18 protein-coding genes and 2 pseudogenes are annotated in these 26,083 nt (G+C 72.2%); 9 read left to right on the forward strand and 11 right to left on the reverse strand.

What is annotated here, in order from left to right; all coding sequences use genetic code 11:
* From ACFVU7_RS40040 to ACFVU7_RS40050, 3 genes and pseudogenes are all read left to right on the forward strand, one after another.
* Positions 1 to 252 (forward strand): annotated as a pseudogene (locus tag ACFVU7_RS40040) (hypothetical protein); the annotation flags it as partial.
* A gap of 218 nt (positions 253 to 470) precedes the next feature.
* Positions 471 to 560, forward strand: a pseudogene (locus ACFVU7_RS40045) (IS5/IS1182 family transposase); the annotation flags it as partial.
* Between the two features lie 243 nt (positions 561 to 803).
* The gene (locus ACFVU7_RS40050) at positions 804 to 2,282 is read left to right on the forward strand and encodes a carboxylesterase/lipase family protein (protein WP_388051117.1); all 1,479 of its coding nucleotides are present in this window, start codon (positions 804 to 806) and stop codon (positions 2,280 to 2,282) included.
* Positions 2,283 to 2,319: 37 nt separating this feature from the next.
* On the opposite strand, the gene ACFVU7_RS40055 is transcribed toward ACFVU7_RS40050, so the two are convergent.
* The 3 genes from ACFVU7_RS40055 to ACFVU7_RS40065 form a co-directional block, all read right to left on the reverse strand.
* Complete coding sequence (locus tag ACFVU7_RS40055) at positions 2,320 to 3,252, reverse strand: TIGR03619 family F420-dependent LLM class oxidoreductase (protein WP_388051071.1); 933 nt, start codon at positions 3,250 to 3,252, stop codon at positions 2,320 to 2,322.
* 299 nt (positions 3,253 to 3,551) lie between these two features.
* A complete protein-coding gene (locus ACFVU7_RS40060; RefSeq protein WP_388051120.1) occupies positions 3,552 to 4,103 on the reverse strand; it encodes a hypothetical protein in 552 nt (183 codons plus the stop codon).
* A 285-nt stretch (positions 4,104 to 4,388) separates the two neighbouring features.
* A complete protein-coding gene (locus ACFVU7_RS40065; protein ID WP_388051073.1) occupies positions 4,389 to 5,021 on the reverse strand; it encodes a S1 RNA-binding domain-containing protein in 633 nt (210 codons plus the stop codon).
* A gap of 471 nt (positions 5,022 to 5,492) precedes the next feature.
* Here ACFVU7_RS40065 and ACFVU7_RS40070 point away from each other — a divergent pair, with 471 nt between their 5' ends.
* On the forward strand, positions 5,493 to 6,140 hold the full coding sequence (locus tag ACFVU7_RS40070; RefSeq protein WP_388051076.1) for a hypothetical protein: 648 nt from the start codon (positions 5,493 to 5,495) through the stop codon (positions 6,138 to 6,140).
* A gap of 158 nt (positions 6,141 to 6,298) precedes the next feature.
* On the opposite strand, the gene ACFVU7_RS40075 is transcribed toward ACFVU7_RS40070, so the two are convergent.
* The 8 genes from ACFVU7_RS40075 to ACFVU7_RS40110 all read right to left on the reverse strand — a co-directional run bounded on the left by ACFVU7_RS40075 (position 6,299) and on the right by ACFVU7_RS40110 (position 18,734).
* Positions 6,299 to 7,414 carry a hypothetical protein gene (locus ACFVU7_RS40075; RefSeq protein ID WP_388051079.1) on the reverse strand — a complete coding sequence of 372 codons (1,116 nt, stop codon included), beginning with the start codon at positions 7,412 to 7,414 and terminating at the stop codon, positions 6,299 to 6,301.
* 80 nt (positions 7,415 to 7,494) lie between these two features.
* Positions 7,495 to 9,549, reverse strand: a complete 2,055-nt coding sequence (locus ACFVU7_RS40080) for a dipeptide ABC transporter ATP-binding protein (RefSeq protein ID WP_388051082.1) — start codon at positions 9,547 to 9,549, stop codon at positions 7,495 to 7,497.
* Between the two features lie 19 nt (positions 9,550 to 9,568).
* On the reverse strand, positions 9,569 to 10,519 hold the full coding sequence (locus tag ACFVU7_RS40085; RefSeq protein ID WP_388051085.1) for an ABC transporter permease: 951 nt from the start codon (positions 10,517 to 10,519) through the stop codon (positions 9,569 to 9,571).
* On the reverse strand, positions 10,519 to 11,463 hold the full coding sequence (locus ACFVU7_RS40090; RefSeq protein WP_387973106.1) for an ABC transporter permease: 945 nt from the start codon (positions 11,461 to 11,463) through the stop codon (positions 10,519 to 10,521). Before ACFVU7_RS40090 ends, ACFVU7_RS40085 begins: the two co-directional genes overlap by 1 nt.
* A gap of 43 nt (positions 11,464 to 11,506) precedes the next feature.
* On the reverse strand, positions 11,507 to 13,417 hold the full coding sequence (locus ACFVU7_RS40095) for an ABC transporter substrate-binding protein (protein ID WP_388051088.1): 1,911 nt from the start codon (positions 13,415 to 13,417) through the stop codon (positions 11,507 to 11,509).
* Positions 13,418 to 13,840: 423 nt separating this feature from the next.
* Positions 13,841 to 16,507 carry a TIM-barrel domain-containing protein gene (locus ACFVU7_RS40100; RefSeq protein ID WP_388051091.1) on the reverse strand — a complete coding sequence of 889 codons (2,667 nt, stop codon included), beginning with the start codon at positions 16,505 to 16,507 and terminating at the stop codon, positions 13,841 to 13,843.
* Between the two features lie 348 nt (positions 16,508 to 16,855).
* Positions 16,856 to 17,614, reverse strand: coding sequence for a DeoR/GlpR family DNA-binding transcription regulator (locus ACFVU7_RS40105; protein ID WP_049649312.1), 759 nt, complete (start codon positions 17,612 to 17,614; stop codon positions 16,856 to 16,858).
* 115 nt (positions 17,615 to 17,729) lie between these two features.
* Entirely contained in the window at positions 17,730 to 18,734 is a 1,005-nt protein-coding gene (locus ACFVU7_RS40110) for a LacI family DNA-binding transcriptional regulator (protein WP_117486251.1), read from the reverse strand.
* 282 nt (positions 18,735 to 19,016) lie between these two features.
* Here ACFVU7_RS40110 and ACFVU7_RS40115 point away from each other — a divergent pair, with 282 nt between their 5' ends.
* The 5 genes from ACFVU7_RS40115 to ACFVU7_RS40135 all read left to right on the forward strand — a co-directional run bounded on the left by ACFVU7_RS40115 (position 19,017) and on the right by ACFVU7_RS40135 (position 25,980).
* Positions 19,017 to 20,315 (forward strand): ABC transporter substrate-binding protein, encoded by a 1,299-nt coding sequence (locus tag ACFVU7_RS40115; RefSeq protein WP_388051094.1) that lies wholly within the window; start codon positions 19,017 to 19,019, stop codon positions 20,313 to 20,315.
* Between the two features lie 2 nt (positions 20,316 to 20,317).
* Complete coding sequence (locus ACFVU7_RS40120) at positions 20,318 to 21,283, forward strand: carbohydrate ABC transporter permease (RefSeq protein WP_388051097.1); 966 nt, start codon at positions 20,318 to 20,320, stop codon at positions 21,281 to 21,283.
* 46 nt (positions 21,284 to 21,329) lie between these two features.
* Positions 21,330 to 22,175 carry a carbohydrate ABC transporter permease gene (locus ACFVU7_RS40125; protein WP_117486249.1) on the forward strand — a complete coding sequence of 282 codons (846 nt, stop codon included), beginning with the start codon at positions 21,330 to 21,332 and terminating at the stop codon, positions 22,173 to 22,175.
* The gene (locus ACFVU7_RS40130; protein WP_388051100.1) at positions 22,172 to 24,058 is read left to right on the forward strand and encodes a DUF5107 domain-containing protein; all 1,887 of its coding nucleotides are present in this window, start codon (positions 22,172 to 22,174) and stop codon (positions 24,056 to 24,058) included. Before ACFVU7_RS40125 ends, ACFVU7_RS40130 begins: the two co-directional genes overlap by 4 nt.
* Before the next feature lie 86 nt (positions 24,059 to 24,144).
* Entirely contained in the window at positions 24,145 to 25,980 is a 1,836-nt protein-coding gene (locus tag ACFVU7_RS40135) for an RICIN domain-containing protein (protein WP_388051102.1), read from the forward strand.
* The last annotated feature ends 103 nt before the right edge of the window (positions 25,981 to 26,083 follow it).

Below are 26,083 nucleotides of genomic sequence, written 5' to 3' on the forward strand. Positions count from 1 at the left end.
GTCGCGTGGAAGGGCGACGACGGCAGGCTCTGGCTGGCCACCGGTAGCGGTACCAACATGGCCCAGCCCGCCGAACCGTGGCTGCTCGGCGTCGGTGCCAACGGCAGCTCCTCCAGCCCCTCGCTCGTCACGATGGCCGACGGCAGCTACGAGGTGGCTTGGAAGGGCGGGGACGGGAGGCTGTGGCTGGCGACCGGTAGCGGTACCAACATGGCCCAGCCCGCCGAGCCCTGGCTGCTCGGCGTGGCATAACCACTTCGCAGAGAACCAGGCCAGCAGTGTCCTGCGGCTCCCGGAAGGGAGCCCGCAGGGCACTGCCGCTTTTGCGCGCCACGGCTTCCCCGCGGCCGAGGTCGTGGCACGGTCTCACCCGAGCCCCGGTGCCGGCGGCCAGTCGGCTTGGCCTTCCCCAGGGACGGCCACCCGGCGGGGAGTCGGGTGGCCGCACCCGCTCGCAGGCGCGGCAGGCTCTCGGTCGGTCGCGGGGAGGGCCGACCACCAAGGTCCACCTCGCCGTCGACGGCCGGGGCCTGCTGTTGTCGATCGTGCTCACGCCCGGCAACGTCCTCTCCGAGTTCCACGACGGGTGGATCGCCTCCCCCCGTCGCTGCCTGCCCGAGGAAGGCATGGACCAGGTCCACCCCGCCAAGCTCCCCGAAAGCCGTCCCCGCGCTACCCGACACCACCAGCACGCCCGCCGGTTGATCGGTTGCACCGCGAATGGAGATGACCTTCCCGGGCGTTCCGTGGTGGAGTGACGCGTCGGCTGATCGACCATCATGCGAGGTACTGCTTTGGCGAGCGTGACCGTCTCCACCGCGTACGGCAAGGTGCGGGGCCAGGAGCGCGAAGGCGTCGCGGCCTTCCTGGGCATCCCGTACGCGGCGCCGCCCTTCGGGCCGCGCCGGTTCCGTCCGGCGCGGCCGCCCGAGCCCTGGGCGGGGGAGCGCGACTGCGGCCGCCCGGGGCAGGCCGCGCCGCAGCCCGGCTATTCCTCCGCCATGGCCGAACTCCTGGTGGAGCCCGTGGAGACGGGGGAGGACTGTCTCAACCTCAATGTGTGGTCCCCCGCACCGGGGCGTGCCGCCGGCCGTCTTCCGGTCCTGGTCTGGATCCACGGCGGGGCGTTCCGCAACGGATCCGGTTCGCTGCCCGGCTACGACGGCACCCGGCTCGCCGCGGACGGCGCGGTGTGCGTCACGCTCAACTACCGGCTGGGCGCCGAGGGCTTCCTGCTGCTGCCCGACGGAACGGCCAACCTCGGCCTGCTGGACCAGATAGCCGCCCTGGAGTGGGTCCGTGACAACATCGCGGCGTTCGGCGGCGATCCGGACAACGTCACGGTGTTCGGCCAGTCGGCCGGAGCCATCAGCATCACGGCGCTGATGACCATGGAGCGGGCCGAGGGGCTGTTCCACCGCGCGATCACCCAGAGCGGCGCCGGGCACCACTGCCACTCCCTGGAGACCGGGCGCCGGATCACCGAGCGGCTGGCCGCCATCGCCGGGGTCGAGCACACCACGGAGGCCCTGGCGGCCGTGCCCCCGGAGCGGCTGATCGCCGCCAACGCCGCCCTCGGCCAGGAGATGGCCCGGGACACGGCCCCGGGTCGGTGGGGCGAGTCCGCCGGCGGCGGCACCACGGTGCTGCCGGTGGTCGACGGGACGACCCTGCGCGCGCGGCCCGTCGACGCCGTCGCGGCCGGGGCGGGCCGCGACATCGACCTGCTCACCGGTACGACCACCGACGAATTCCGGCTCTTCCTCGTCGCGTTGGGCATGGCCGACCGCATCACGGACGAGGTCCTGCACGGATTCCTGGCCTCGTTCGGGCTCGACGCCGCGCAGGCGGTCGCCGCCTACCGGGCCGGCCGCCCGGAGGCCACGCCCGGGGACCTGTTCTCGGCCGTGATGACCGACCACTCCTACCGCATCCCGGCCGTCCGCGTGGCGGAGGCCCGTGCCGCCCTGGGCGCACGGACCTTCGTCTACGAGTTCGCCCACCCCTCGCCCGCCTTGGACGGCCGGCTGGGCGCCTGCCACATGGCGGAGATCGGCCTGGTCTTCGGAACCACCGACCCGCTCCTCGGGGCGGAGCCTCCGAAGGAGCTGTCCGACCGGATGCGCGCCGCCTGGCTCGCCTTCGCCCGCGAGGGACGGCCGGAGCCCGACTGGCCTCCCTACGGCCCGGACCGTTCGGTGCTGCACCTGACCGGTGACGCCTTCCGGCTGAGGCAGGACCCGGGCGGCCGGGAGCGGTCGCTCTGGGAGGGCGTCCGGTGAGCCGCTGACGGCGGGGCGACGGCGGCTTCCAGGGGTCTCAGATCCCCGCGCCGCGGATGTCCGCGTGCACCCGGGCCGCCAGATCGGCGAGTTCGTCGGCGTCCCGCGCGTTCGTCTGGAGATCGAGCAGCACCTCGTCCGCCCCCGCGGCCGCGTAGCCGGCCGTGTCCTGGACGATCTGCTCGACCGTGCCGACGAAGGGCTTCCGCTCGGCATCGCGGCCCGGGGCCTCGGTGATCCGGACGTTCGCCCTCGCGCAGACCTGGATCGCGCCCGCATCGCGGCCGTACAACGCTGCTCGCTCGCCGATCTCACGCCGCAGGACGGCCAGTTGCCCGGGGGTCATGCCTGTCGGTAGCCAGCCGTCGGCGCGGCGGGCGACCCGGTCCAGGGCATTGCCGCCGGATGCCGCCAGGTAGACGGGCACGGGGCGTACGGGCTTCGGCCCGACCTCCGCCTCGTCGATCAGGGCGTGCGTGCCCCGGTACGACACGGGGTCGGGGCCCCACACCGCCGCGCAGACGTCCAGCAGTTCGTCCAGGACGGCTCCGCGCTCCTCGAACGGCGCGTGCCCGGCGGCCGCGTGCTCGTCCAGCGACCAGCCCGTCCCCAGCCCCGCGACCACGCGGCCGCCGCTCGCCGCGTCCAGCGTTGCCAGGGCGCGGGCCAGCTGGAACGGCCCGTGCAGCGGCGCGACCAGGACGCTGCTGCCGAGCCGGGCCCGCTCCGTCGCCGCGGCGGCGAGCGAGAGCACCACCAGCGGATGGGCGACCGACCGGTAGGAGTCCGGCCACGCCAGCCCCGGCACGTCGTACAGGCCCTGCCGCGGCCGCTCGGGGACCAACACCCGCTCGAAGACCCACAGGCTGTCGTAGCCGATCCGCTCCGCTGCCCGTGCCACCGCCGCCGGAGCACGTGCGAGGTCGTACCACTTCATCTGCGGCAGCCCGAGTCCCAAGCGAATGGCCATGGCTCGATCCTGGCTTCCCACGCCCCCGGCCGCAGCCGTTGTACCCCCGTCCGCACGACGCGCGCCGGTCAGGGCGCGCGCGGTTCAGCTGCCTGCTGCCGGGGCGCGATGCCCGAACGGGCCGCCTTCCGGCGGGTTCGGGTCCGGGTCCGGGCCTGGAGGGGAGGCTTCGAGCACCGCCCGGGCGTCGGCGAGGGCCTGTGCGAGCTCGGCGGTCCGGCCGGGTCCGAGGCGGTCGCGTCTATGCCCCGGCGGGCGGCGACGCTGAGCGGCGGCTCCGGCCGACAGCGCCGCACCTCTCACTCCCGCCAGCGGGGAGCCTCGTCGTCCGGGGTGTCAGGGCTGGCGAAGTGGAAGGGGACCGACAGGTGCTCGGCCAGGGCCCGGCCCGCGTGTTCGGCGGCCGCGGCGCACACGAGCTGTCCGCTGCCGACTCCTTCCCCGTCCAGGTAGCTCCTGGCCGTGGTGGAGTAGACGGTGGCCAACGGGTGCTCCCGCACCGGGTCCTCGGTGATCGCCAGCAGGACCGTGAACCAGTCGTGGACGGTGTCGCCGTCCCAGACCGCCTCGATCGCCACGACGCGGCCGGGGCAGCCGGCGGCACGGAACGCCAGGGACTCCAGGTCGAGGGGGCTGTCGGGGCTCCGGGCGATCCGGCCGTCGTGGTGGGTGTAGCGGTCGTTGACGATGTCCTGCGCGATGCGGATGCCGATGCCGGAGGGGACGCGGCCGACATCGACGACGGTCCGCAGCGCGTGGAAGAGGGAGTCCTGGAGGACGTACCCGTCGATCTCGTCGCGGATCCCCGCGGGCAGGCTCTCCCACCATGCGGCCCGCGCCGCCTCGTCCATCTCCACCGGTTCCTCCCCCGCCTCGCTGCGGCCCTTCCCGACAGGGCAGTGCGCCACGGTACCCGAGGCGGTACGAACGAGCGTCCGAATTTTCCTGTCCACCCCCCGACGCGCCCTCGCTCCGTGCCCGACGACCCCGGGTCCACCTGTGTGATCGGGATACCCGAGCCCGGCGGCGAGGACGTGCTCTTCTGAGCCCGGCGCCTGTGGGAGACCGAGGGGCACGCGGCTGGCGGCGCGCCAACCGGATATGCGTCGAGTGCGCCGCACGCGGGACGATCACGATCAGCGGGAGGGGGGCTCCTGCCGCGACAGCGCCAGCCTTCGGCGTCCTCGGTCGATGTCGGTGACGACGACCAGGACTTCGTCGCCGACTCCTACGACCTCCTGTGGCGTCCGTACGGGTGTCCGTGCGAGGTCCTTGAGGTGGATCAGCCCCTCGACCCCGTCGGCGACCTGGACGAAGGCGCCGAACGGGATCAGCCGGGTGACCCTTCCGCGCAGTGTCCGGCCCGCGGCGACTCCGTCGGCGAAGTCCTGGAAGGGGTCCGGCCGCGTAGCGCGCACGGACAGCCTGGCCTCCCCGTTCGTGGTGTCGAAGTGGAGGAATCCGCACGAGACGCGCTTGCCGACCCGGACGATGTCGGAGGCCGTTTCGAAGTGACACCAGGACAGTTCGGGGATCGTGATGAACCCGACCCCCGGGAAGACCGGATGGCCGGGCCCGTCGTCCAGCGCCACGAACACGCCGAACGACTCGATCGACGCGACCGTGCCGGCGAGGATCTGGCCTGGGGCGAGCCGCTTCAGAAAGGCCCACAACTCCGGGTTCCCGGTGGCTGCCATGGACAGCCGTACGCGGCGCGCGGGCGGGTCGACGGCAATGACCTCGGCGGTGATCCGCTGACCGACCTCCACACCCTCGCTCCGAGGCCGCCCCCAGGGCAGGTCCAACGAGCCGACGAACCCCAGCGGTCTCGCCGGGAACCCGTCCAACGTCACCGCCACCCCGGAGCGGGTGACCTCTGATGCGACCCCACCACACAGGTCGCCGACGCGGATCGCTGACAGAAAGCTCCGTACGGCGCGGTCCTCCGGTACTTCGCGCATGGCGGCAAGCCTTTCACGAAGGGAGGGGCGGGTTGCCAGGAGGCGGGTGTCGGACTCGGTTCGGGCGGGAACGTGCCGGTCCGTCTGCGGGTTGATGCCCCTGCTCGGGGCAGCACGACCGCCGAAGGTTCAACCACCATGGAAGCGCAGGCCGACGGACTCCGGAGAGCGGGGGAGGGTTGCGCCGGCGTCGCTCCGATGTTCCTCACCCCCCGAGACACGGCTGTCGGCGCGGCGGCGGACCCGTCGCCGTCAGGGGGTGTTCCTAGACTCTGGCCCATGGGACTTTCGATATCAGTGGGACTCCTCTACGACCAGGCTCGCAACGATGCGGAAGGTCTCGACCATCACCGGTCGGCCTTCGCCCGCCTCGGCCGGGTGCTCGTGGAGGAGGGGATCAGCTGGCACGAGCCGGAGATCACCGATCCGCCTCATGCCCGTACCTTCTCCGGTGGCTTTCCCTACGGGTACCTGACCCAGCTGCGCCGCATCCTGGTGCTCGTGAACCTCGGCGAACCTGTCACGTCGGCTCTGGAGGTCAGCGGGCGCCAGTTCGACCGCGATTGCGAGAAGATCCAGGATGAGACGTCGAGGCTGGCCTCCCATCTGCTCTGCCACTCCGACAGCTCCGGCTACTACGTGCCGGTCGAGTTCGAGGATCCGCTCTTCCTCCCTGACGAGGCGGCAGTCGAGGGCGCCGGAATCGTCGGCTCCAGTCAGCGCCTGCTGGCTGAACTGTCGGACCTGGCGCCGTCGATCGGCATCAACCTCGACGACGAGAGCGTTCCCTCCGGTTCGGGGGAGGCATGGGAGGCTCGGGATCTCGCGGTGGACGGACCGTTCGCGACGGAGCGCTTCACCTGGTACCAGCTCTATCGGGCGTGCCTGGCAAGCATCGAGGGCGGCCACGCCATCGTGTTCCACTGACTCATTCCCGGCAGTGGTCATTTCCGGATTCCGTTGAGGACGAGGACAAGGACGACGACGGTGCGGGCGACGGAAACGCTGGAGGGAGCCCTCGGCGGAGGGGGTCTCGGCGGGGGCACCCCGCCCCGAGGGTGGGGCGGGGTGCGGGGTGGGTGCGGTCAGTGGGCGAGGATGCGCAGGGTGGAGTTGACGGTGAGGTAGAAGGTGTGGGCGTCGGGGCCGAGGGCCAGGGCGGTGACCCAGTTGAGGCCGGTGATCTCCTCGGCGGGGACGAGGGTGTTGGTCGCGGTGTCCAGGGCGAGGACCGAGGCCTTGCTGTCGCCGCTGGTGAGGTCCTGCAGGACCAGGTAGAGCCGGGTGCCGTCGGCGGACACCGAGGGGTTCTGCAGCCACTGGCCCGGGGCGAGGTCGAGGGTGGCGAGGGTGTCGGTGGCGAGGTCTACGGCGTAGCCGGTGCCGTTGTTGCCCACGCCGTAGAGGCGGGTGGCGTCCGGGGAGAGGGCCAGGATCGGGCGGGAGCCGATGGTGGCGGGGGTGGTGCCGGTGACGGTCGGGGTCGCGGTGCTGGTGTCCAGGCGGACCAGGTTCTCGTCGGTGGCGGTGTACGCGGTGTCGCCGTCCGGGGACGTGACGATCGAGCCGAGGTAGTGGCCGGGGACCGGCAGGGCGGTGGTGTAGGCCTGCTGCTGCGGGGAGAAGGACAGGACCCGGGCGCCCGGCTCGGCCGGGCGGTGGTAGCGGGCCGGTCCGTCCTGGCCGACGTAGACGGTGGCGCCGTCGGGGCTGACGGCCAGGGAGGTGAGGGCGCCGGGGAAGGTGCCGTCGGGCCGCGGCTGGTCGGGTGCCTCGGTGCTGGAGACGACGGTGTCGGTGGCCGTGTCGATGGCGCCCAGGCTGGACAGCGGTGCCTTGCGGGCGGTGGAGAACAGCACGTAGACGCGCGAGCCGTCGGGGCTGACGGCCAGCGGTCCCGGGCCGGCGCCGAGACCGGTGGACAGTGTCACCACCGCGGTGATCGCGCCGCTCTGGGTGTCGACCACCTTCACCTTGGCGCCCTTGGTGGTGTCCTTCACCGCGACGTAGGCCTTGTGCCCGTCCGGGCTGACGGCCACCGAGGCGGGGGACGAGTCCAGTTCGACGGTCTGCGGGACGCCCGGGACCGGGCCGCCGGAGGTGTGGGTGGCGGCGCCGGCGGAGCCGGACCCGGTGAGCAGCAGCGCTCCCGCCACCGCCAGGGAGCCTAACCAGCGGGCCTTCGAGACAAGCGAGTTCATGTAACCCTCCCCTTCGTACACCGCGGGTCCCCGCGGTGGAAGGAAAACGCTACGGGACGAAGCCGGTCCGGGGTGCGGCTTCACCCGGGTGGTGAGGGCCGCAGGGGGAAGTGGCAGGCGGCCAGGTGGTCGTCGGGGCCGTAGGCGGTCAGCGGCGGTTCGACCTCGGCGCAGATCTGCTGCGCCGCCGCGCAGCGGGTGCGGAAGCGGCAGCCGGACGGCGGGTCGATCGCGGAGGGGAGTTCCCCGGCGACGCCCCGGTTGCTCCTGGCCCGTTCCACCGCCGGGTCGGCGACGGGGACGGTGTCGAGCAGGCCGCGGGTGTAGTGGTGCACCGGCCGGGCGTACACCGACGGCGCGGGGCCGATCTCCACCAGCTTGCCGAGGTACATCACGCCGATCCGGTCGGACAGGTAGCGGACCACGGACAGGTCGTGCGAGATGAACAGGTACGACAGGCCGAGTTCGCCCTGGAGGTCGCGCATCAGGTTGAGCACCTGGGACTGGATCGACACGTCGAGGGCCGAGACGGGCTCGTCGGCGACGATGAGCCGGGGGCTGAGGGCCAAGGCGCGGGCCAGTCCGATGCGTTGGCGCTGGCCGCCGGAGAACTCGTGCGGGTAGCGGTCGAGGGCGGTGAGCGGCAGGCCGACCAGGTCGAGGATCTGCCGGATCCGCCGGTCGCGCTCGGCCGGGCCGTCGACCCGGTGGATGTCGAGCGGTTCGCGCATGATCGAGTGGACCGGCATCCGCGGGTTCATGGCCGCGTAGGAGTCCTGGAACATCAGCTGGACGTCGCGGCGCAGCCGGCGCCGCTCGGCCCGTGGCGCCAGGGCGAGGTCGCGGCCCTGGAACACCAGGCTGCCGCTGGTGGGCCTCTCCAGGCCGACGATGAGTTTGCCGACGGTGGTCTTGCCGCAGCCGGACTCGCCGACCAGGCCGAGCGTCTCTCCCCGGCGGACGGTCAGGGAGAGGTCGGCGACGGCGCTGACGGCGCCGACGGTCCGGCGCAGGACGAGGCCGTTGGTGACCGGGTACTGCTTGACCAGGTGCTCGACGCGCAGCAGCGGTTCGGCCGCCGGGCCGTCGGCCGCTGCCGTCACCTCGTCGGTCACCGCCGGAGCCTGTACAGCCGTCGTCCGTGCTGTGGACCGGACGCCCGATCCGGCCTCGCCGACCGGGAAGTAGCACGCGTACCGGTGCTCCGGGACCTCCCCGGACAGCGGCGGATCCTGCGCGTGGCACTGCTCGGTGGCGTAGCGGCAGCGCGCGGCGAAGCGGCAGCCGGGCGGGGGAGTGGTCAGGTCCGGCGGCAGGCCGGGGATCGAGTAGAGCCGGCCGCCGGAGCGGGCGGAGCGTTCCGGCAGCGAGGCGAACAGCGCCTCGGTGTACGGGTGGCGGGGGTTGCCGTAGAGCGCCTCGGTGCCGGTGGTCTCGACGACCTTCCCGGCGTACATGACGGCGATCCGGTCGGCCCGTCCGGCGATGACGCCGAGGTCGTGGGTGACCAGGATGACGGCCATGCCGAGCTGCTGCTTGAGGTGGTCGATGAGTTCGAGGATCTGCTTCTGGACGGTGACGTCGAGGGCGGTGGTCGGCTCGTCGGCGATGAGCAGTTTGGGCTCGTTGGCCAGGGCCATGGCGATCATGGCCCGTTGGCGCATGCCGCCGGACAGTTCGTGCGGGTAGACCAGGGCCCGCCGGGCGGGGCTGGGCATGCCGACCAGGGACAGCACCTCGACGGCGCGTTCGTGCGCCTCCTTGCGGGAGGCCCGGCGGTGGATGCGGACGGACTCGGAGATCTGCCGGCCGATGGTCATGGTGGGGTTGAGCGAGGTGGTCGGGTCCTGGAAGATCATCCCGATGTCGTTGCCGCGCACCCGGTCCATCGTCGTGGGGCCGAGCGCGAGCAGGTCACGGCCGTCGAGCAGGACGCTGCCGCCGACGACGCTGCCGCCGTTCGGCAGCAGCTGCATGATCGACATGGCGGTCATGGTCTTGCCGCAGCCCGACTCGCCGACGATGCCGAGGGTCTCGCCCGCGTCCACCGCGAGGTCGACGCCGTCCAGGGCCCGCACCACCGAGTGCTTCAGTCGGATCTCGGTGCGCAGGCCGGTCACTTCGAGGAGCGCCACTGCCGGAACCTCCGTCGGTTCACCGTTTCCGCAGGCGGGTTTCGAAGGCGTCGCGCAGGGCGTCGCCGATCACGTTGAAGCAGAGGATGAGCAGGATGATCACGGCGGCGGGCGGGTAGATCATCCACCAGTAGCCCTGGCCGGCGTAGTTGGTGCCGACGTCGAGCATGCCGCCCAGGTCGTTGTCGGGGGCCTGGAGGCCCAGGCCGATGTAGCTGAGGGTGGAGAGGGCGAAGACCGCGTCGGCGATCGAGAACGTGGTGTTGACGATCGTGGTCCCGATGGTGTTGGGCAGGATGTGCTTCAGCACGATCCGCCCGCCGCCCGCGCCCATCATCCGGGACGCGGAGACGTAGTCCCGGACCTTGATCGCCAGGGCCTCGCCGCGGACCAGGCGGGTGATGCCGAACCAGGAGGTCAGGCCGACCTCCAGGATCAGCATGGTCTTGCTCTTCCCGTAGACGCTGCTGAGGTAGATCAGCAGGAAGATCAGCGGGAAGGACATGAAGGAGTCGATCACCCGCATCATCAGCGCGTCGACCCAGCCGCCCAGGTAGCCCGCGACGGCGCCGTACAGCGCGCCGATGACGGCGGCGATCAGGCCGGCGGCGAGGCCGATCTCCAGGCTGGTCTGCCCGCCGGCCATCACTTTGCCGAGCTCGTCGATGCCGTCGTTGTCGGTGCCGAGCGGGTGCCCGGCGCCCGGCGGCAGGGTGACGGCGGAGAGGTTCACCACCGAGGTGTCGGCGTGGTAGAACAGCGGGCCGAGGAAGCAGAACGCGGTGATCGCGACCAGGGCGGCGACGGCGACCAGGGCGAGCCGGTTCTCGGCGAAGACCTCCGCGCCGCGTCGGAGCATCGAGCGGGGCCGCCCGGCGGGCTCCCCGCCGGGGGCGTCGAGCGGGCCGGGCGTCGTGCCGGGCAGGGGCCCGGGCCGGGGGTTGGGCGTCGTGCCGGGTGTCGGGGCCATCAGGTGAGCCTCACTCGGGGGTCCAGCACGGCGTAGCCGAGGTCGGCCAGCAGCGAACCGACCACGGTGGCCACCGCGGTGAGCAGGGTGGCGGCCAGGGTGATGCCGTAGTCGCTCTGCAGCGCGGCGCGGGTGGTCAGCAGGCCGATGCCCTGGATGTTGAAGACGTACTCGACGATCAGCGCGCCGCCGACCAGCGCGGGCATCGAGAGGCCGACCAGGGTGACCATCGGGATCAGGGCGTTGCGCAGGACGTGGCCGTACAGGGTGCGGCGCCGGGAGGCACCCTTGGCCTGGGCGGACCGGACGTAGTCCTGGGTGATCTGGTCCAGCACCCCGGAGCGCATGTAGCGGCTGTAGCCGGCCACGGTGGTGAGGGTCAGGGTCAGGACGGGCAGGCAGACGGCCCCGGGGTGGGTCAGCGCCTCACCGAAGGTGGCCACCTGGTCGTGCACCGAGACCCACTTCAGGTCGTCCTCGAACCACTGCTGGATCAGGAAGCCGATGAAGAAGGTCGGCACCCCGTAGGCGATGAAGGAGAACACCGTGAAGGCGTGGTCCAGCGCGCTGTTGCGGCGGGTGGCCTGGAGCAGGCCCGCCGGTACCGCGATCAGCAGGGCGATCAGCAGCGAGGCGCCGACGATGTAGGCGGAGGCGCCGAGGGCGTTGAACAGCAGGTCGGAGATGGGGCGCTGCTGGATGTAGTCGAAGCCGAGGTCGCCGTGGAGCAGGCCGTCCAGCCAGGTCCAGTACTGCACGTAGACGGGGCGGTCCAGGCCCATCTGGTGGGTCAGGTGGGCGATGGTGGCCGGGGTGGCGTGGGAGCCGAGGATCGCCCGGACCGGGCCGCCCGGCATGAGCTGCATCAGGCCGAAGGAGATGACCGTGACCATCAGCACCGTCACGAGGGCCTGGAACAGCCGGCGGATCAGGTAGGCCGTCACCGCCGCCCCCCGAGGGGGGCCGCGGCGCGCTCACGGGTGGCCGTCATTTCGTGTAGTACCAGTACTCCGGCTCGTAGCCCTGGAAGGGGTCGCCGGCGTCGACGTGCAGCTTCCTGGTGACCTCGCTGACCGTGAGCGTGTTGGGGGTGTAGATCACCGGCTGGTCGCCCGCGATGTAGTCCTCGTAGGCGTACAGGTCGTTGACGTCGCTGCCGGTGGTGGTCTTGACGATCAGCTGGTCCAGCTTCGGGTCGGAGAAGCTCCAGACGTTCGGCCCGGCCCCGGTGGCGAACAGCGCGTCGCCGGTCGGGTAGTAGTCGGGGGCGAAGACCCAGCCGCCGTAGAGCAGGGCCTGCCACTGGCATCCGGCCGGCTGGGCGGCGGTGCAGGCCACGCCCTCGTTGCCGATGGTGTTCTGGGTCTGGCTGACGACGGTGATGCCGATGCCCGCCTTGGCCGCGTCCGAGCGCATGTCCGCCGCCATGGTGTCCAGGGCGGCCTGGCCGGAGGGGTAGTTCATGGTGAACGCGGCCTTGGTGCCCGCCGCGATGCCGGCCCCGCACTGGTCGGGGCCGGTGCCCGGGTTCGTGCAGGTGGCCGGGGTGCTGTCGGTGTTCCAGCCGTGGCCGCGCAGCAGCTGCTTGGCGGCCGCCGGGTCGTAGGTGGCCTTCTCGGACTGGCTCTTGGGGGAGAGCGGGTTGCCGGCCGGGAGGCTGGGCACGGCGCCGGTGCTCGGGTAGCCCCAGCCCTTCCAGATGCCGTTGATGATGCCCTGCTGGTCCACGGTGTCCTGGACGGCCTTGGTGAAGTAGGGCTGCTTGAACAGCGGCCCCACGTCCGGGTTGGCGAAGTTGATCTGGTAGTACGAGATCTCGTCCAGGTAGGTCGGGGCCGGGATGTAGTAGCCCGCGCCGCTCAGCGGGTTGCCGGCGTCCGGGTTCTTGGCGTTGAAGGTCGGGGAGTCCTCGGCCGGCAGGTAGCCGACGTCGATGGCGTTGGCGCCGCCGCTGCCGGCCTTCAGGTCCGCGTACTCGGTGGTGTCCGAGGTGTAGGGGACGAAGTCCACCTCGTCGAGGTAGGGCTTCTGCGGTCCCGAGTAGGCGGTGTTCGGCACGATCGCGTACGCGCCGGAGGTGCCGTTGTAGGTCTTGAGCCTCCACGGGCCGTCGACCACCGACCACAGCGGGCTGCCCGCGAAGTCGCCGCCCTTGGTCGACTGCGCGCTGAGGTAGGCGTAGTCGGCGGCGCAGTCGGTCATGGCGGCGTCCGAGCCGAACGCGTCGTTCGCGCAACCGCCCTTCTGGCCGGGGCCGGTGAGGTCCCAGGCGAGCGGCATCGGGGTGATCTGGCTGAGCTCGTCGTCGGTGAACCAGGTCTGGCTGACCGGGGTGTCGAGGGTCAGCGTCAGCGTCTGGCCGGAGGCGGTCGCCGAGGCCACGTTGTCCGGGAAGTACTTGGCGCCGATCGCCGGGTTCGGCGGGGTGTAGTAGCCGCTGTTGGACGTCTCGGCCTTGGCCATGTTGATCCAGAACAGCACGTCCTGGGCGGTGACGTCCTCGCCGTTCGACCACTTCCACGGTTTGACCTGGATGGTGACGGTCTTCCCGTCCGGGCTCCAGGCGGGCGCCTCGCCGAGGGACACCTCCGGGTCCAGGGCGACCTTGTCGCTCAGCCCCCAGTAGTACAGGGGGCGGTAGAACAGCTCCTGGAACTGGCTGGTGTTCACCGTGCTGACCTGGGCCGCGGAGTCGAACGGCCAGATGGCGTCCGGGAAGGTGGAGGGCGCCTCGGCGACCCGCACCACGCCGCCCTGGACCGGGGCCCCGACCGGCCCCGGGCTGCTGCCGCCGCCGCCCCCGCCGCCGCTGCCGCTGGTGCAGGCCGCGGCGGTCGCCACGACCGTGACCAGCGCCACCACTTGTGCGAGTCTGCGCGCTCCTGTGGACTTCGTCATCCTGGGCATGCCCCTCTCACCCCACGTGAACACCAGCGAGTGCTTTCCTTGCGCGATCCGACGGTTCGCCGACGCGGGCATGGCGGTGCCGGGACCGGGCAAGCGTGAGCGGCTTTCCCGACGCCGGGAAGGCACCGGCGTCCGTGGGCTTCGGCCGCGTGCTGCTGGCCCTGCCCCGCCGGGTGCTAACAGTTAGACGGATTTCGCGGAGACTGAGAAGACCCGGGAAGGGCTGCGGTTCGTCAAGTTTCCATCAAGGAGCGGATCTTGGGACCGTACGGGCTGCCGTCCGTCCGGGCCCGGTGTGTGCGGAGGCCGGCCCGGAGCTTCCCGCCCCGCGGAGGTGGGAGAACCCGGCGAGGGCCCCGCCGAGCAGGCGGGGCCCTCGCCGTACCGGGGCGGAAGCCCCTCGCGGTGGTGCGGTCAGTTGCCGCCGTGGACCAGGTTGAGGGAGAAGCCGTCGCCGGTGGGGACGGACGGCGTCCGGACCGTCGTCACCCCGGTGGCGGCGTCGTGGTACCAGCCCGAGCCGGCCGCGTCGAGCGCGGCCGCCGAGTCCCGCCGGGGCAGCGGGCCCGCGTCGGTGGCCACCAGGCGCGGTGCGGGGCGGCCGTGCACGGTGAGGCGGTACGAGCGCTCGGCCGGCTTGCCGGCGTAGTCGCCGTCACTGGCGCCGATGCGGATGTTGGTGACGGCGCGACCGGTGTGCACGTCGACCTGCTGGGTGGCCGAGGAGCCGGCGGTGTACTGCCGGGTGACGCCGTCGTCCTCGTACAGGGTGTAGGAGGAGTCGCCCGAGGCCTTCGGGTAGAGGTCGTAGTCGAGTTCGGAGCGGTCCCGGTTCTCCCAGGACAGCGTGCCCTTGGGCCACATCGGGACGATCGCGCCGCCGCGGACGAACAGCGGCAGGGTGTCGAGCGGGGCGGAGTAGCCGTTGACCGTGGTCGGGCCCTGGTAGGTGCGGCCGGTCCAGTAGTCGGTCCAGGTGCCCTCGGGCAGGTAGATGCCGTCGCGCACGGCGGTGTCCGAGTAGACCGGCGCGACCAGGAAGTCGGGCCCGGCCAGGAACTCGTACGTCGCGTTCGGGCCGAGGGCGTTCGGGTCGTGCGGGTACTCCAGGGCGAGCGGGCGGACCGCGCCGACGCCGGTGCGGGCGGCCTCCGCGGAGAGGGTGTACATGTACGGCAGCAGCCGTTCCTTGAGTTGCAGGTACTTGCGGTTGATCGAGGTGTACGGCTCGCCGTCCAGCCAGGGCTGCTGGTCCCGCTGCTGCGTGCCCGTCATGTCCCGGGCCCAGCCGTCCATGGTCATGATCGCCGGGAGGAAGGCCTTCCACTGCAGGTCGCGGGTGTACATCGCGGGGTCCCGGCGGTAGATCGAGCCGACGTCGCCGGTGTTGTAGGCGATGCCGGACATGGTGGCGCCGGCGTAGGTCGGGATCTGCCAGCGGATGTAGTCCCAGGACAGGCTCTGGTCACCGCTCCACAGCACGCCGCAGCGCTGCGCGCCGGCCCAGGAGACCGGCAGCCAGACGAAGCCGCGGGCGTCGCTGCCGTCCTCGATGCCGGCCTTGGCCTGGTCGCAGGCGTTCAGCGCGAAGTCGTAGCCGTTGCCGACCCAGGCCACGTCGAGCTTGCGTACCCGTACGCCGGCCTTGACCTCCTCGGCCTGGTCGGGCAGGCCGTTCTGGGTCCACAGACCGAGTTGGGCGTGGTCCCTGCGCAGGCCCGTGCCGGTCTGCGCGAGGTTCTCGTAGCCGCAGCCGTAGCCGTCGTTGACCAGCATCCAGCCCAGCGGCATCTGGTGGTCCACGTAGCCGTCGGCGACCTTCAGCGCGTCCGGGGTGTGGCGCTCGCCGCGGTTGGCGTTGTGGAGGTAGCAGTCGGCGTCGCCGGGCTCCAGCCCGTAGACCGGCGGCATGAAGGGCTTGCCGACCAGGTCGGTGTACCGGCCGATCACCGCCTTGACGTCACCGGTGAAGTAGTAGGCGTCCAGGCGGCGTTCCTGCTGCCCGGTGCGGACGGGCGAGCCGAAGTCGTAGATCCCGGGCGTGAAGGTGTTGCGGAAGACGCCGTAGCCGGCGGTGGAGACGTAGAACGGCTGGGAGTTGTTCCAGCCGCCCTCGTTCCAGTCGGTGCCGTTGGCGACGTGGACGGTCCGGTCGCGGTGGGAGAAGGAGCCGTTCTGCTCGCCGCCGCCGAAGAACTGCTCGTCCGCGCCGCGCTCCAGGCTCTGCCGCAGTCCGCCGGTGCTCCAGCGCAGCGGGGCGCTCTCCTGCCAGAGGGCGGTGCGGTCGTCGGCCTTGTACAGGCCGAACCGCAGCGGGTGCTTGTAGACCCGCAGGACCAGGCCCTTGGAGCGGATGCCGTAGTACGCGCCGGCGTCGAAGGTGCTGGTGTCGCGCTGCGGCTCGGGCTGCTTGCGGACGATCGTGCTGCCCGCCGGATCGGTGAGGACGCCGTCCGGGGCGGCGCGCAGGCGCAGCTGGTCGTCGGCGAGGAAGTCGACCCGGGCCTTCAGGGTGCCCGCGGAGATGTCGTAGCTGCCCTGGGAGCCGCCGAAGCCGGTCAGGTCGCCGGCGTCGGCGGTCTGTGGCAGGTAGGCCGTACCGGTGTAGGAGCCGCCGTGGACGTCGTAGGGGACCACCAGGACGTGGTAGGTGCCCGAGGCCTTCGGGATCACCGTGGCCTCCGGGTCGGCGGTGCCGGCGCTGGTGGCCACCTGCTTGCCACCGGCGTCGTAGACGTAGAGGTCGAAGTCGTCGGTGGGGTTCTGCCAGCGGACGGACACCGGGACGCCGCCCTCCGGGTTGTCGTCCCAGTACCCGGCCGGCACGTTCACGGTCAGGTCGAAGTGGTCGCAGACCGTGCCGCCCGGGTCCTGCGTGGCCGGAGGACAGCTGGCGGGGTTGCCGAGGGTGCCCTTGGCGTACTGCGGGCTCTGCCAGGTGACGCTCCGGTGGCCCTGGTCGAGGACGGCGGAGGCGGGGGCCGCGGCGCGGGCGGGGAGGGCGGGCCCGGCCAGGGCGGGGAGGACGGCCAGGGCCGCCAGGAGGGCGGCCCTGCGGAGGTGGGGCCGGAGTGGACGCACGGTGGTGTCTCCGTTCGGCGTTCGAGGGGCGGGTGGTCGGGGGGCCGGTGGTCAGGGCGTGCCGGACTCGCCCGGGCGAGCGGGGAGGCGCCGGTGGCGCACACCGCGGCGAGCGCCGGCACACGGTCGTCCACCGCGGTTGCCGCCTTCGTATGCGCTTGATCGACTGATTGGAAATGCTTGATTGGAGTTGATTCCGCGCAGATGCGAAAGAGCTTCCTGGTTTAGTGAGTTCATGTCAACCGTTGCGGTGACAGAAACGCCCGGCCGGTGGGCCCGGCCGGGCGTCAGCGTGCGGGTGGGAGCCGGGTCTTCGGGATCCGGGCCCGTGAGGACGGCGCCTCGGCGTCAGGCGCGCAGGATCCGTACGCCGTCGGCGGCGATCGCCTCCTCCTGCGCCGCCGTGACCTCGCCGTCGGTGACCAGGTCGTGGACGTCGGAGAGCGGGCAGATACGGGCGAAGGTGACCCGGCCGATCTTGCTGCTGTCGGCCAGGACGACCGACCGCGCGCTGCTGCGCAGGAACGCCCGGTCGGTCTGGGCCTCCATCTCGTCGTGCGTGGTGCAGCCCTCCTGGGGGGTCAGGCCGTCCACGCCGATGAACGCGATGTCGAGGTGGTACTGGGCGAGCATCCGGTCGGCGGCCGGCCCCACCAGTTCGTAGCTGGTGGTCCGGGCGATGCCGCCGACCACCACCAGGCGGATGTCCGGCCGGACGATCAGGTCGGCCGCGATGTTGACGGCATTGGTCACGATGGTGATCCCGCCGCGTTCGGCCAGGACGCGGGCCAGCTCGCTGGTCGTCGTGCCGCCGGTCAGGCCGACCACCGCGCCGTCGGGCACCAGCTGCTCGGCCGCCAGGGCGATGCGGCGCTTCTCCGCCTGCCGGGTGCCGTGCTTGTGGCGCAGCGGCAGTTCGAGGTTGACGGCGCCGGTGACCGCCCCGCCGCGGGTGCGGTGCAGCAGGCCCTGGTCGTGGAGCTCCTGGAGGTCCCGTCGGACGGTGGCCGCCGACACCCGCAGGAGCCCGGCCAGCTCGTGCACATCGGCGCTGCCCGTCTCGGTGAGGTGCGTGAGGATCCGGGAGGTGCGGTCGGCTTTGAGCATGGCGGAAGTCTAGTGCCGCGCGCGCGAGGGACGATCTTTGCGTGGAACTGCGCGGAACCGCGCGGCACCGTCGGGTGCGGGCGCGGGCGCGATGCGGTAGCCGGGCCGGGTCCGTTCAGCGGCCGTCGGCCGGGCCGGTGCTGTCCCGGACGACGAGTTCGGGCCGCAGCAGCTGGATCGAGTTGGCCGGGCTGCCGGACCGGGTGAGGGCACGCAGCAGCAGCTCGACCGCCTCCCGGGCCATCTCCCGTTTGGGGATGGCCACGCTGGTGAGCGCCGGTCGGGCCACGCCGACCTCCGGGTTGTCGTCGTGCCCGACGATCGACAGGTCGCGGGGCACGGAGCGGCCCTCGGCCCGGGCGGCCTCCAGTGCCCCCAGGGCGAGGACGTCGTGGGTGGCGAAGAGCGCGGTGATCGTCGGGTCGGCGGTGAGTGCCGCCGTCGCCGCGGCGAAGCCGCCCGCGGGGGTGGGTTCGGACGCCGTGTGGACGGCGGCGTCGGGGACGGTCAGTCCGTCGGCGGCGAAGGCGCGCCGGAAGCCCGCGACCCGCGGGCCGTGGTCGGGGCTGGCGAGCACCGCGACGCGTTCGTGCCCGAGTTCGCGCAGGTGGCGCCCGGCCAGGTAGCCGGCCCGCTCGTAGTCGATGGTGACCACCGGGAAGCGGTCGGGGGCGTCGGTCTCCCAGGCGCACAGGGCGACCGGGAAGGAGGCCTCGGCCAGCAGCGGCAGGTGGTCGATCAGGTCCCGGTCGCCGGCGATCAGCAGGGCGTCCACCGAGCGGCTGGTCAGGCCCGCCAGGTGCCGTTTGGCGCGCTCGCCGTCGAGCCGGGTGGTGCAGAGCAGCAGGTGGTAGCCGTTCGCGTCGAGGACGTCCTCGACCTCCTCGACGATGTCGGGGTAGAAGGAGCCCGTCACGGTGGGGACGAACAGTCCCACCGTCCTGGTGGCGCCGGTGGCCAGGGAGCGTGCGACCAGGTTGGGGGTGTACCCCAGTTCCCCGATCGCGGCGCGCACCCGGGCCGCGGTCGCCGGGCTCACGGCCCCCCGCCCCCGGATGACGTTGGAGACGGTCTGCTTCGTGACCCCGGCACGCTCGGCCACGTCCTGCATCGTCACCATGACTGGATCCTTCGACTTTACCGGTCAACTTGCCTTCGGTGAAAGGTAGGGCACCGGTGAGGGGGCGTCAAGATTGATCAAACCCCCGCTCTGGCTCGTCACTTGAGAGTTCCTTGCGTGAACGGTGTCGAGGCACCGCAGTCCTGAGCAGGTTTTTGCAAGGACTCTTGATTTACCGGTCAACCCGACCGTATCGTCCCAGCCATCCAGCCGCTCCCCGTCCTCGGGCCCCGGCTGACGACACGTCCGCGCGGCATCTCGCGCCTCCGAGAGGAACCACCCATGGGGAGAACGACCATGCCCGCCGCCCGCGTCGTCGGGGCGGCCACCGCCGTCGCCCTCGCGCTCGGAGCGGGCGCCTGCGGCAGCGGCTCGGAGAGCGGGGCGAAGGCCGCCGGCAGCTTCACCTACTGGTCGATGTGGCGCGCCGACGAGCCGCAGGCCAAGGTGCTGAAGGCCGCGATCGACGACTTCACCGCCACCACCGGCGCCAAGGTGGACGTCACCTGGGCGGGCCGGGACATCGCCAAGAAGATCGGCCCGGCGATCGCCGCCAACCGGGCCCCGGACCTGTGGGACGAGTCCGACGACAAGGTCTACGGCACCACCGCCGCGGCCGGACAGGCACTGGACCTCTCGCCGGTGCTGCAGCTGCGGGTGCCCGAGGAGGACGTCCCGGTCTCCCAGGTCCTCCCGGCCAAGTACTTCGACATGCTGCCGAAGGACCCCTCCGGCTCCAACCACTACGTGATCCCGTACGAGGTCGTCACCAACGCCATGTTCTACAACGCGGCCGACCCGGCGATCACCACCGCCATGCCGAGTCCGCCCACCGACTGGGCCGGACTGCTCAAGGTCTGCGACACGCTGAAGGCGGCCGGGAAGGCGTGCATCGCCTCCGAGGGGGAGGATCCCTGGAGCAACGCGCTGTACTTCGACTACCTGCTCGACGGAGCGGGGGTGAACGTCGCCCAGCTCGCCGCCGACCGGACCGGCGCGACCTGGGACGACCCGGCGGTCCTCGGCGCGGCGCGGCAGGTGGAGCAGCTGGTGAGGGGCGGCCACCTGATCGAGGGCTACGACGCCACCAAGTACCCCGCGCAGGAGACCAACTGGGCGGGCGGCAAGGCCGCCTTCTACATGGACGGCAACTACGTCACCGCCGAGGTGGCCAAGCAGGTCCCGGCCGGCTGGAGGACGGCGTCGATGCTGCCGCCCGGCGCGAAGACCCCGGACGCCGCCCTGTTCGGCTTCGCGATCCCCAAGCGGGCCAGGAACGCCGCCGCCGCGCAGAAGTTCATCGCCTTCTTCCTGCAGAAGAAGCACCTGTCCGGGATCTCCACCACCGCGGGCAACCTCACCCCGCGCGGCGACATCCCGGCCCCCGCCGAACTGGCCGACGTCCAGAAGTCCCTGGAGGCCCCGACCGTGCGCCTCGGCTTCGACGGGGTGGCCGGCAGCTGGCTGCCCAAGGTCCTGAACGAGAACTACCTGGACTTCTGGCACGGCAGGACCACGGCCGACCGGTTCGTCGCCAAGTGCAAGGCCGACCAGGTCACCTACTGGCAGACCCAGGGCTGACGGTGGCGACGACGATCGAGGAGCCGCCCCGGACGGACGCCGCCCCGGGCCGGTCCGAGCGCGCCGTCCGCTCCGGCGTCGGCCCGCTGGAGCGCCAGCGCCGCCGGGTGTTCTGGCCCTTCACCGCCCCCGCGCTGATCGTGTACGCGGTGCTGTTCGTCGCCCCGGTCGGCTACGCCCTGTGGACCAGCCTGTACGCGTGGGACGGCATGGGCGAGATGGAGTGGCGCGGCCCGCGGAACTACCTCCTGCTGTTCCAGGACCCGAGGTTCCGCACCTCGCTGTTCAACACGCTCGAACTGATGGTCGTCGGAGGCACGATCACCTTCGTGCTCAGCTTCGCGCTGACCCTGGTGCTGCGCGAGATGCGGGCCAGGCTCTTCGCCCGGTCGGTGCTGTTCTTCCCCTCGCTGGTCAACGGCATGGTCTTCGGCATCGTCGCCGGGTTCCTGTTCTCGCCCACCGGCCCGGTCAACCAGGCGCTGAAGGTCTTCGGGGTGACCACACCGCCCAAGTGGCTGTCGACGGACAACCTGCTCCCGATGGTCCTGGGCACCCTGGTCTGGACGGCGACCGGCTACTACACCTCCATCATCATGGCGGCGGTCGACCAGATCCCCGACTACCTCTACGAGGCGGCCGAACTCGACGGTGCCGGCCCCTTCCAGCGCTTCCGGCACATCACCCTGCCGTGCGCCTGGGACGTCATCGCTGTCTGCGCGGTGCTGTGGACCGTCAGCTCGGTGAAGATCTTCGAGCTGATCCTGCTCTACGGCGGCAGCACCAACGCCTATCCGCCGGTGAGCAGTTGGAACACCGCCGTGTACGTGTACGCCGAGGCCTTCCCGCAGGGCACCGTCCCCCGGCTGGGCACGGCCACCGCCGCCGCGATCGTCAGCCTGGCCATGGTCACCCTGATCACCGTCGTGCTGCGCCGCCTGCTGCGCCGCGAACCGGTCGAGTACTGACCCGTCGCGTCCCGGCCCCCCGCACCCAACCGGAAAGGTCCCTCCCGTGCGACGCAGTAACCGACCCACCGGACCCGCGAGCAGGATCGGCACGGCCGCCGTCTGGATCGTCGTCGCCGCCGACCTGCTGCTGCTCCTGTGGATCCTGCTGACCTCGCTGCGCAGCGGCCCCGACATCCTGCGGCACGGCTTCGGCCTGCCGACCAGCCCGGACACCGGCAACTACACCACCGCGCTCGACGAGGGCGGCTTCGCGCGGGCGGCCCTCAACAGCGTGCTCACCGCCGGCCTCTCCTCCGTGGTCGCCGTCGCCCTCGCCGCCCCCTGCGCCTACGCCCTCGCCCGGCGCCGCTCGCGGACCTCCTCGGCACTGACGATGAGCTTCGCCATGGGCCTCGGCGTGCCCGGCCAGGTCCTGGTGGTGCCGCTGTTCATCGGCCTGTCCCGGGTGGACCTGACCGACAGCGACCTTGGCCTCGGGCTGGTCTACGTCGGCCTGGCGATGCCGTTCACCGTCTTCCTGCTGACCGGCTTCTTCCGCGGCGTCCCCGGCGTGCTGGAGGAGGCCGCCGTCCTGGACGGCGCCGGCCCGCTGCGCACCTTCGTCCAGGTGGTGCTCCCGGTCGCCCGGGGCGGACTGGTCACCGCCTTCCTCCTGCAGTTCATCACCGCCTGGAACGAGACCCTGTTCGCCCTCGTCCTGACGAACAGCCAGGGAACGACCACCCTCCCGGTGGCGCTCTCCTCGTTCGTCGCGGCACAGCAGTTCAACGGCCTGGACTTCGGCACGATGTTCGCCGGGGTCTGCATCATCCTCGCCCCGATGATCGCGCTCTTCTCCTGGATGGGCTCACGGATCATCCAGGGCATGACAGTTGGGATCGGCAAGTGACCTCGACCCTGCGCACCGACCCGCTCCGCATCGACGGGACCCCCGATCCGGTCGGCGGCACCCTGCCGATCCTGCACGGCCTGCCCCGGCAGACCGGCGCCGGCGCCGGGGTCGACGACGAGATGCGCCGCAACCTGGCCTACGGGGTGCCCGACACCCTGCTGCCGTACACCCGACAGAGCGGGTACGACCGCGTCCGTACCGAGCGCGAACTCCCGTGCGTGGTGCTGGAGAACGAGACCCTCACCGCGACCTTCCTGCCCTCCCTCGGCGGGCGGCTGTGGTCCCTGGTCCACCGCCCCACCGGGCGGGAGCTGCTGCACCGCAACCGGATCCTGCAGCCCGCCAACCTCGCCCTGCGCGACGCCTGGCTGGCCGGCGGGGTGGAGTGGAACCTCGGCGCCACCGGGCACTGGCCGCTGACCTGCGAGCCGCTGCACGCCGTCCGGGTGCGCGCGCCCGACGGCACCCCCGTGCTGCGGATGTACGCCTTCGAGCGGCTGCGGCGCCTGGTGCTGCGGATGGACAGCTGGCTGCCCGCCGGCTCCCCGGTGCTCTACGTCCATGTCGCCGTGCACAACCCCGCACCGAGCGAGACGCCGGTCTACTGGTGGTCCAACATCGCGGTGCCCCAGGACCGGGACGTGCGCGTCCTCGGCCCGGCCGACCACGCCTTCCACTGCGACTACGTCAGCGATCTGCGCCGGGTGGCCTTCCCGGAGGCCGACGGCGCCGACCGCAGCTACCCCGGCCGGGCGGCGCGCGCCGCGGACTACTTCCTCGACCTCCCCGGCGGCGAACGCCCCTGGATCGCCGCGCTGGACGGCACCGGCGCCGGGCTCGTCCAGACCTCCACCGCCCGGCTGCGCGGACGCAAGCTGTTCTGCTGGGGCACCGGCACCGGCGGCAGGCACTGGCAGGAGTGGCTCTCCGGCCCGGACTCCGCCTACCTGGAGATCCAGGCGGGCCTGGCCCGCACCCAGCTGGAGCACCTGGCGATGCCCGCCGGCGCCACCTGGTCGTGGACCGAGGCGTACGGGCTGTTGCAGGCCGATCCCACGGCGGTGCACGGGAGTTGGGACGCCGCCCGGAAGGCCGCCGGCCAGGCGCTGGACCGGTTGCTCCCGCCGATGGAGCTGGAGCGGGCCGACGCCCGGGCCGGGGAGTTCGGCGCGCCCGAGGAGGTGCTGTCCGAGGGCGACGGCTGGGCCGCGCTGGAGATCGAGGCCGGCGCCCTGCCCGCCTCGCCCGCCCTGCCCTTCGGCGAGCCGGCGGCCGCCCAGGAACCCTGGCGGCGGCTCCTGAGGACCGGCACGCTCCCGGTCTGCGACCCGCCGGCCGAGCCGGTCACCGGGGCGCACTGGCGGCGACTGCTGGAGGCGAACGCCACGGACTGGCACGCGCTGTACCAGCTCGGGCTGCTGCGCCTGGCCGACGGGGAACGGGAGTCCGCCCACGAGGCGTTCGAACGCTCCGTCGCCGTGCAGGCCTCGCCGTGGGCACTGCGTGCGCTCGCCCTCCTCGCCCCGCAGCCGTGGGAGGCCGCCGACCTCATGCTCTCGTCCCACCGACTCCGTCCGGAACTGCGGGAGTTGACGATCGAGACGCTGGAGTCGCTGCGGCGCGCCGAGCGCCCCGCCGAGGCGCTCGCGCTGATCGAGGCGCTCTCCCCGGCCGACCGGGCGCACGGGCGGATCAGGCTGGCCGAGGCGGAGGCGGCGCACGCCCTCGGCGACGACGACCGGGTCCGGCGACTGCTGGCCGAGGGCATCCAGGTCGACACCATGCGCGAGGGCGAGCTCTCCCTGGACACCCTCTGGCTCGCCGTCCACCCCGGCACACCGGTGCCCCCGCAGTACGACTTCCGCATGGCGGACGGCTGACCGCCCGCCTCCCCGGACCACTCTCCCGTTCCGCACTCCCACAGCAGGGGCGCAACCGTGCGCCCCGCCACGGAAGAGGAGTACCAGTGCCACCTCTACCCACCCGATGGGCCCGCGTCCTCGCCGCCACCGCCCTGGCGGCGCTCGGCGCCGGAACCCTGGCCGCCGGACCGGCGTCCGCCGACAGGCCGTCCGCCGACTCACCCGCCGCCGGCAGGCCGGCCCCCGCCACGTACACGGTCTCGGTCGGCAGGACCGGCTCGTACGCCTACCCCGACGACACCCAGGCCAGTCCCTACACCGACAAGGACGGCACGTTCTACTTCCAGCAGTCGCACTCGCTGTACGGCGCGAACGACTCCCGGCAGTGGGACTTCTTCACCGGCCGGGACTTCGACAGCGCCACCCGGTCCGCCGCGATCAGCGACGCCGTCAACCCCGCCGACCCGTCGGACCGCAACGACGACACCACGGCGCGCTGCAACAACAGCCCCACCGGACGGGAGTCCAGCTACGCGCCGCAGGGTTCGCACTACGCCCAGCGGAACTACTGCGACCTGGCCGGGGTCTGGGTCGACCCGGACAGCGGGGACTGGTACGGGCTGGTGCACAACGAGTTCACCCCCCAGCCCTTCGGTGACGGCCTGCACTACGACGCGATCGACTACGCCGTCTCCACCGACCAGGGCCGGACCTGGACGATCAGGGACCACGTGATCACCTCGCCCCGCAGCACCACGCGAGGTGACACCGCGGCCTTCCCGCAGCAGACCTTCTCCTACGGCGACGGCGACCAGCGACTGTTCGTGGACACCGCCTCCGGATACTTCTACGTCTTCTACGGCTCCCGGATCGTCGACAAGGGCGGCAGCTGGGGCGCGTTCCAGCAGCACGTCGCGCGGGCCCCGATGTCCGCCAAGATGGCGCCGGGCAGCTGGCAGAAGTGGTACGACGGCGCGTGGTCGCAGCCCGGGGCCGGCGGCCTGGAGAGCGACATGGTGCCCGCCGACGGCGCCAACCCCACCGGGTACCTCCCGCCGGCCAAGGAGTACGACCCGGCCAACCCCGGCACCGTGAGCCGGCAGATCGCGGCCGGCACGCTCGCCCCGAGCACGCCGCTGTTCGTCATGAACATCGCCTACGACGCCTACCTGGGCCTCTACATCGGCACTCCGCAGGCCGTCGACCAGAGCGGCAACGCCCCGCAGCAGATCTACGCCACCAAGGACCTGGCCACCCAGAAGTGGACGCTGCTCGGCGACACCGGCGGTTACCACACCGCCTCCTGGTACCGCTGGTTCCTGGACAGCGCCAGCCTGACCGGCACCACGATCGTCGGCAGGACCTTCCGGTCGTACTGCTCCTTCGCCTGCGCCGGCTCGGACGGCCAGTACGTCGAGCTCACCGTCGGCTCGTCCGCGCCGGCCGCCCCGCCGGTCGACCTGGCCAGGACCTACCGGATCCAGAGCGGCAACGGCCGGGTCCTCGCCCAGAGCGCCGGCGGCTCCGCCGTCACCTCCACGGCCAGGGCGGCCGGCTCCGCCCGCGAGTCCTGGCGGTTCCTGGCCGACGGCGACGGCTCCTACCGGATCGTCAACGCCGCCACCGGTCGGCTGCTGGGCGTCGACGCCACCTCGACGGCGGGCCGGGCCTGGGGCGCGGCGCTGACCGCCACCGGCGCCGTCGGCGGGAACGCCACCGTCGGGCAGCAGTGGTTCATGCTCCCCAGCAAGGCCGGGAAGGGCCGGTTCCAGCTGGTGAACCGTTACAGCGGCCTGGTGATCGGCATGTCCGGCACCTCGGGCCGACTCGCCGAGACCGTGCCCGCCCGCTCCTGGAACGACACCACCGGCTCCACGGTCGGCGGCGGCCGCACGGCGGCCGAGCAGGCCCTCGCCCTCGTTCCGCAGGCGCCGCGGTGACGCGGTGACGCGGGAGCCGGACACCGGATCGCCGCCGCGGCGGTGGTCGACCTCCTGACCCCGACCCCGGCACGGCTCGATCGACGGCCGTGCCGGGGCCCTC

This window comes from Kitasatospora sp. NPDC058046, assembly GCF_042885595.1.
In the GTDB taxonomy this organism is placed as follows: domain Bacteria; phylum Actinomycetota; class Actinomycetes; order Streptomycetales; family Streptomycetaceae; genus Kitasatospora.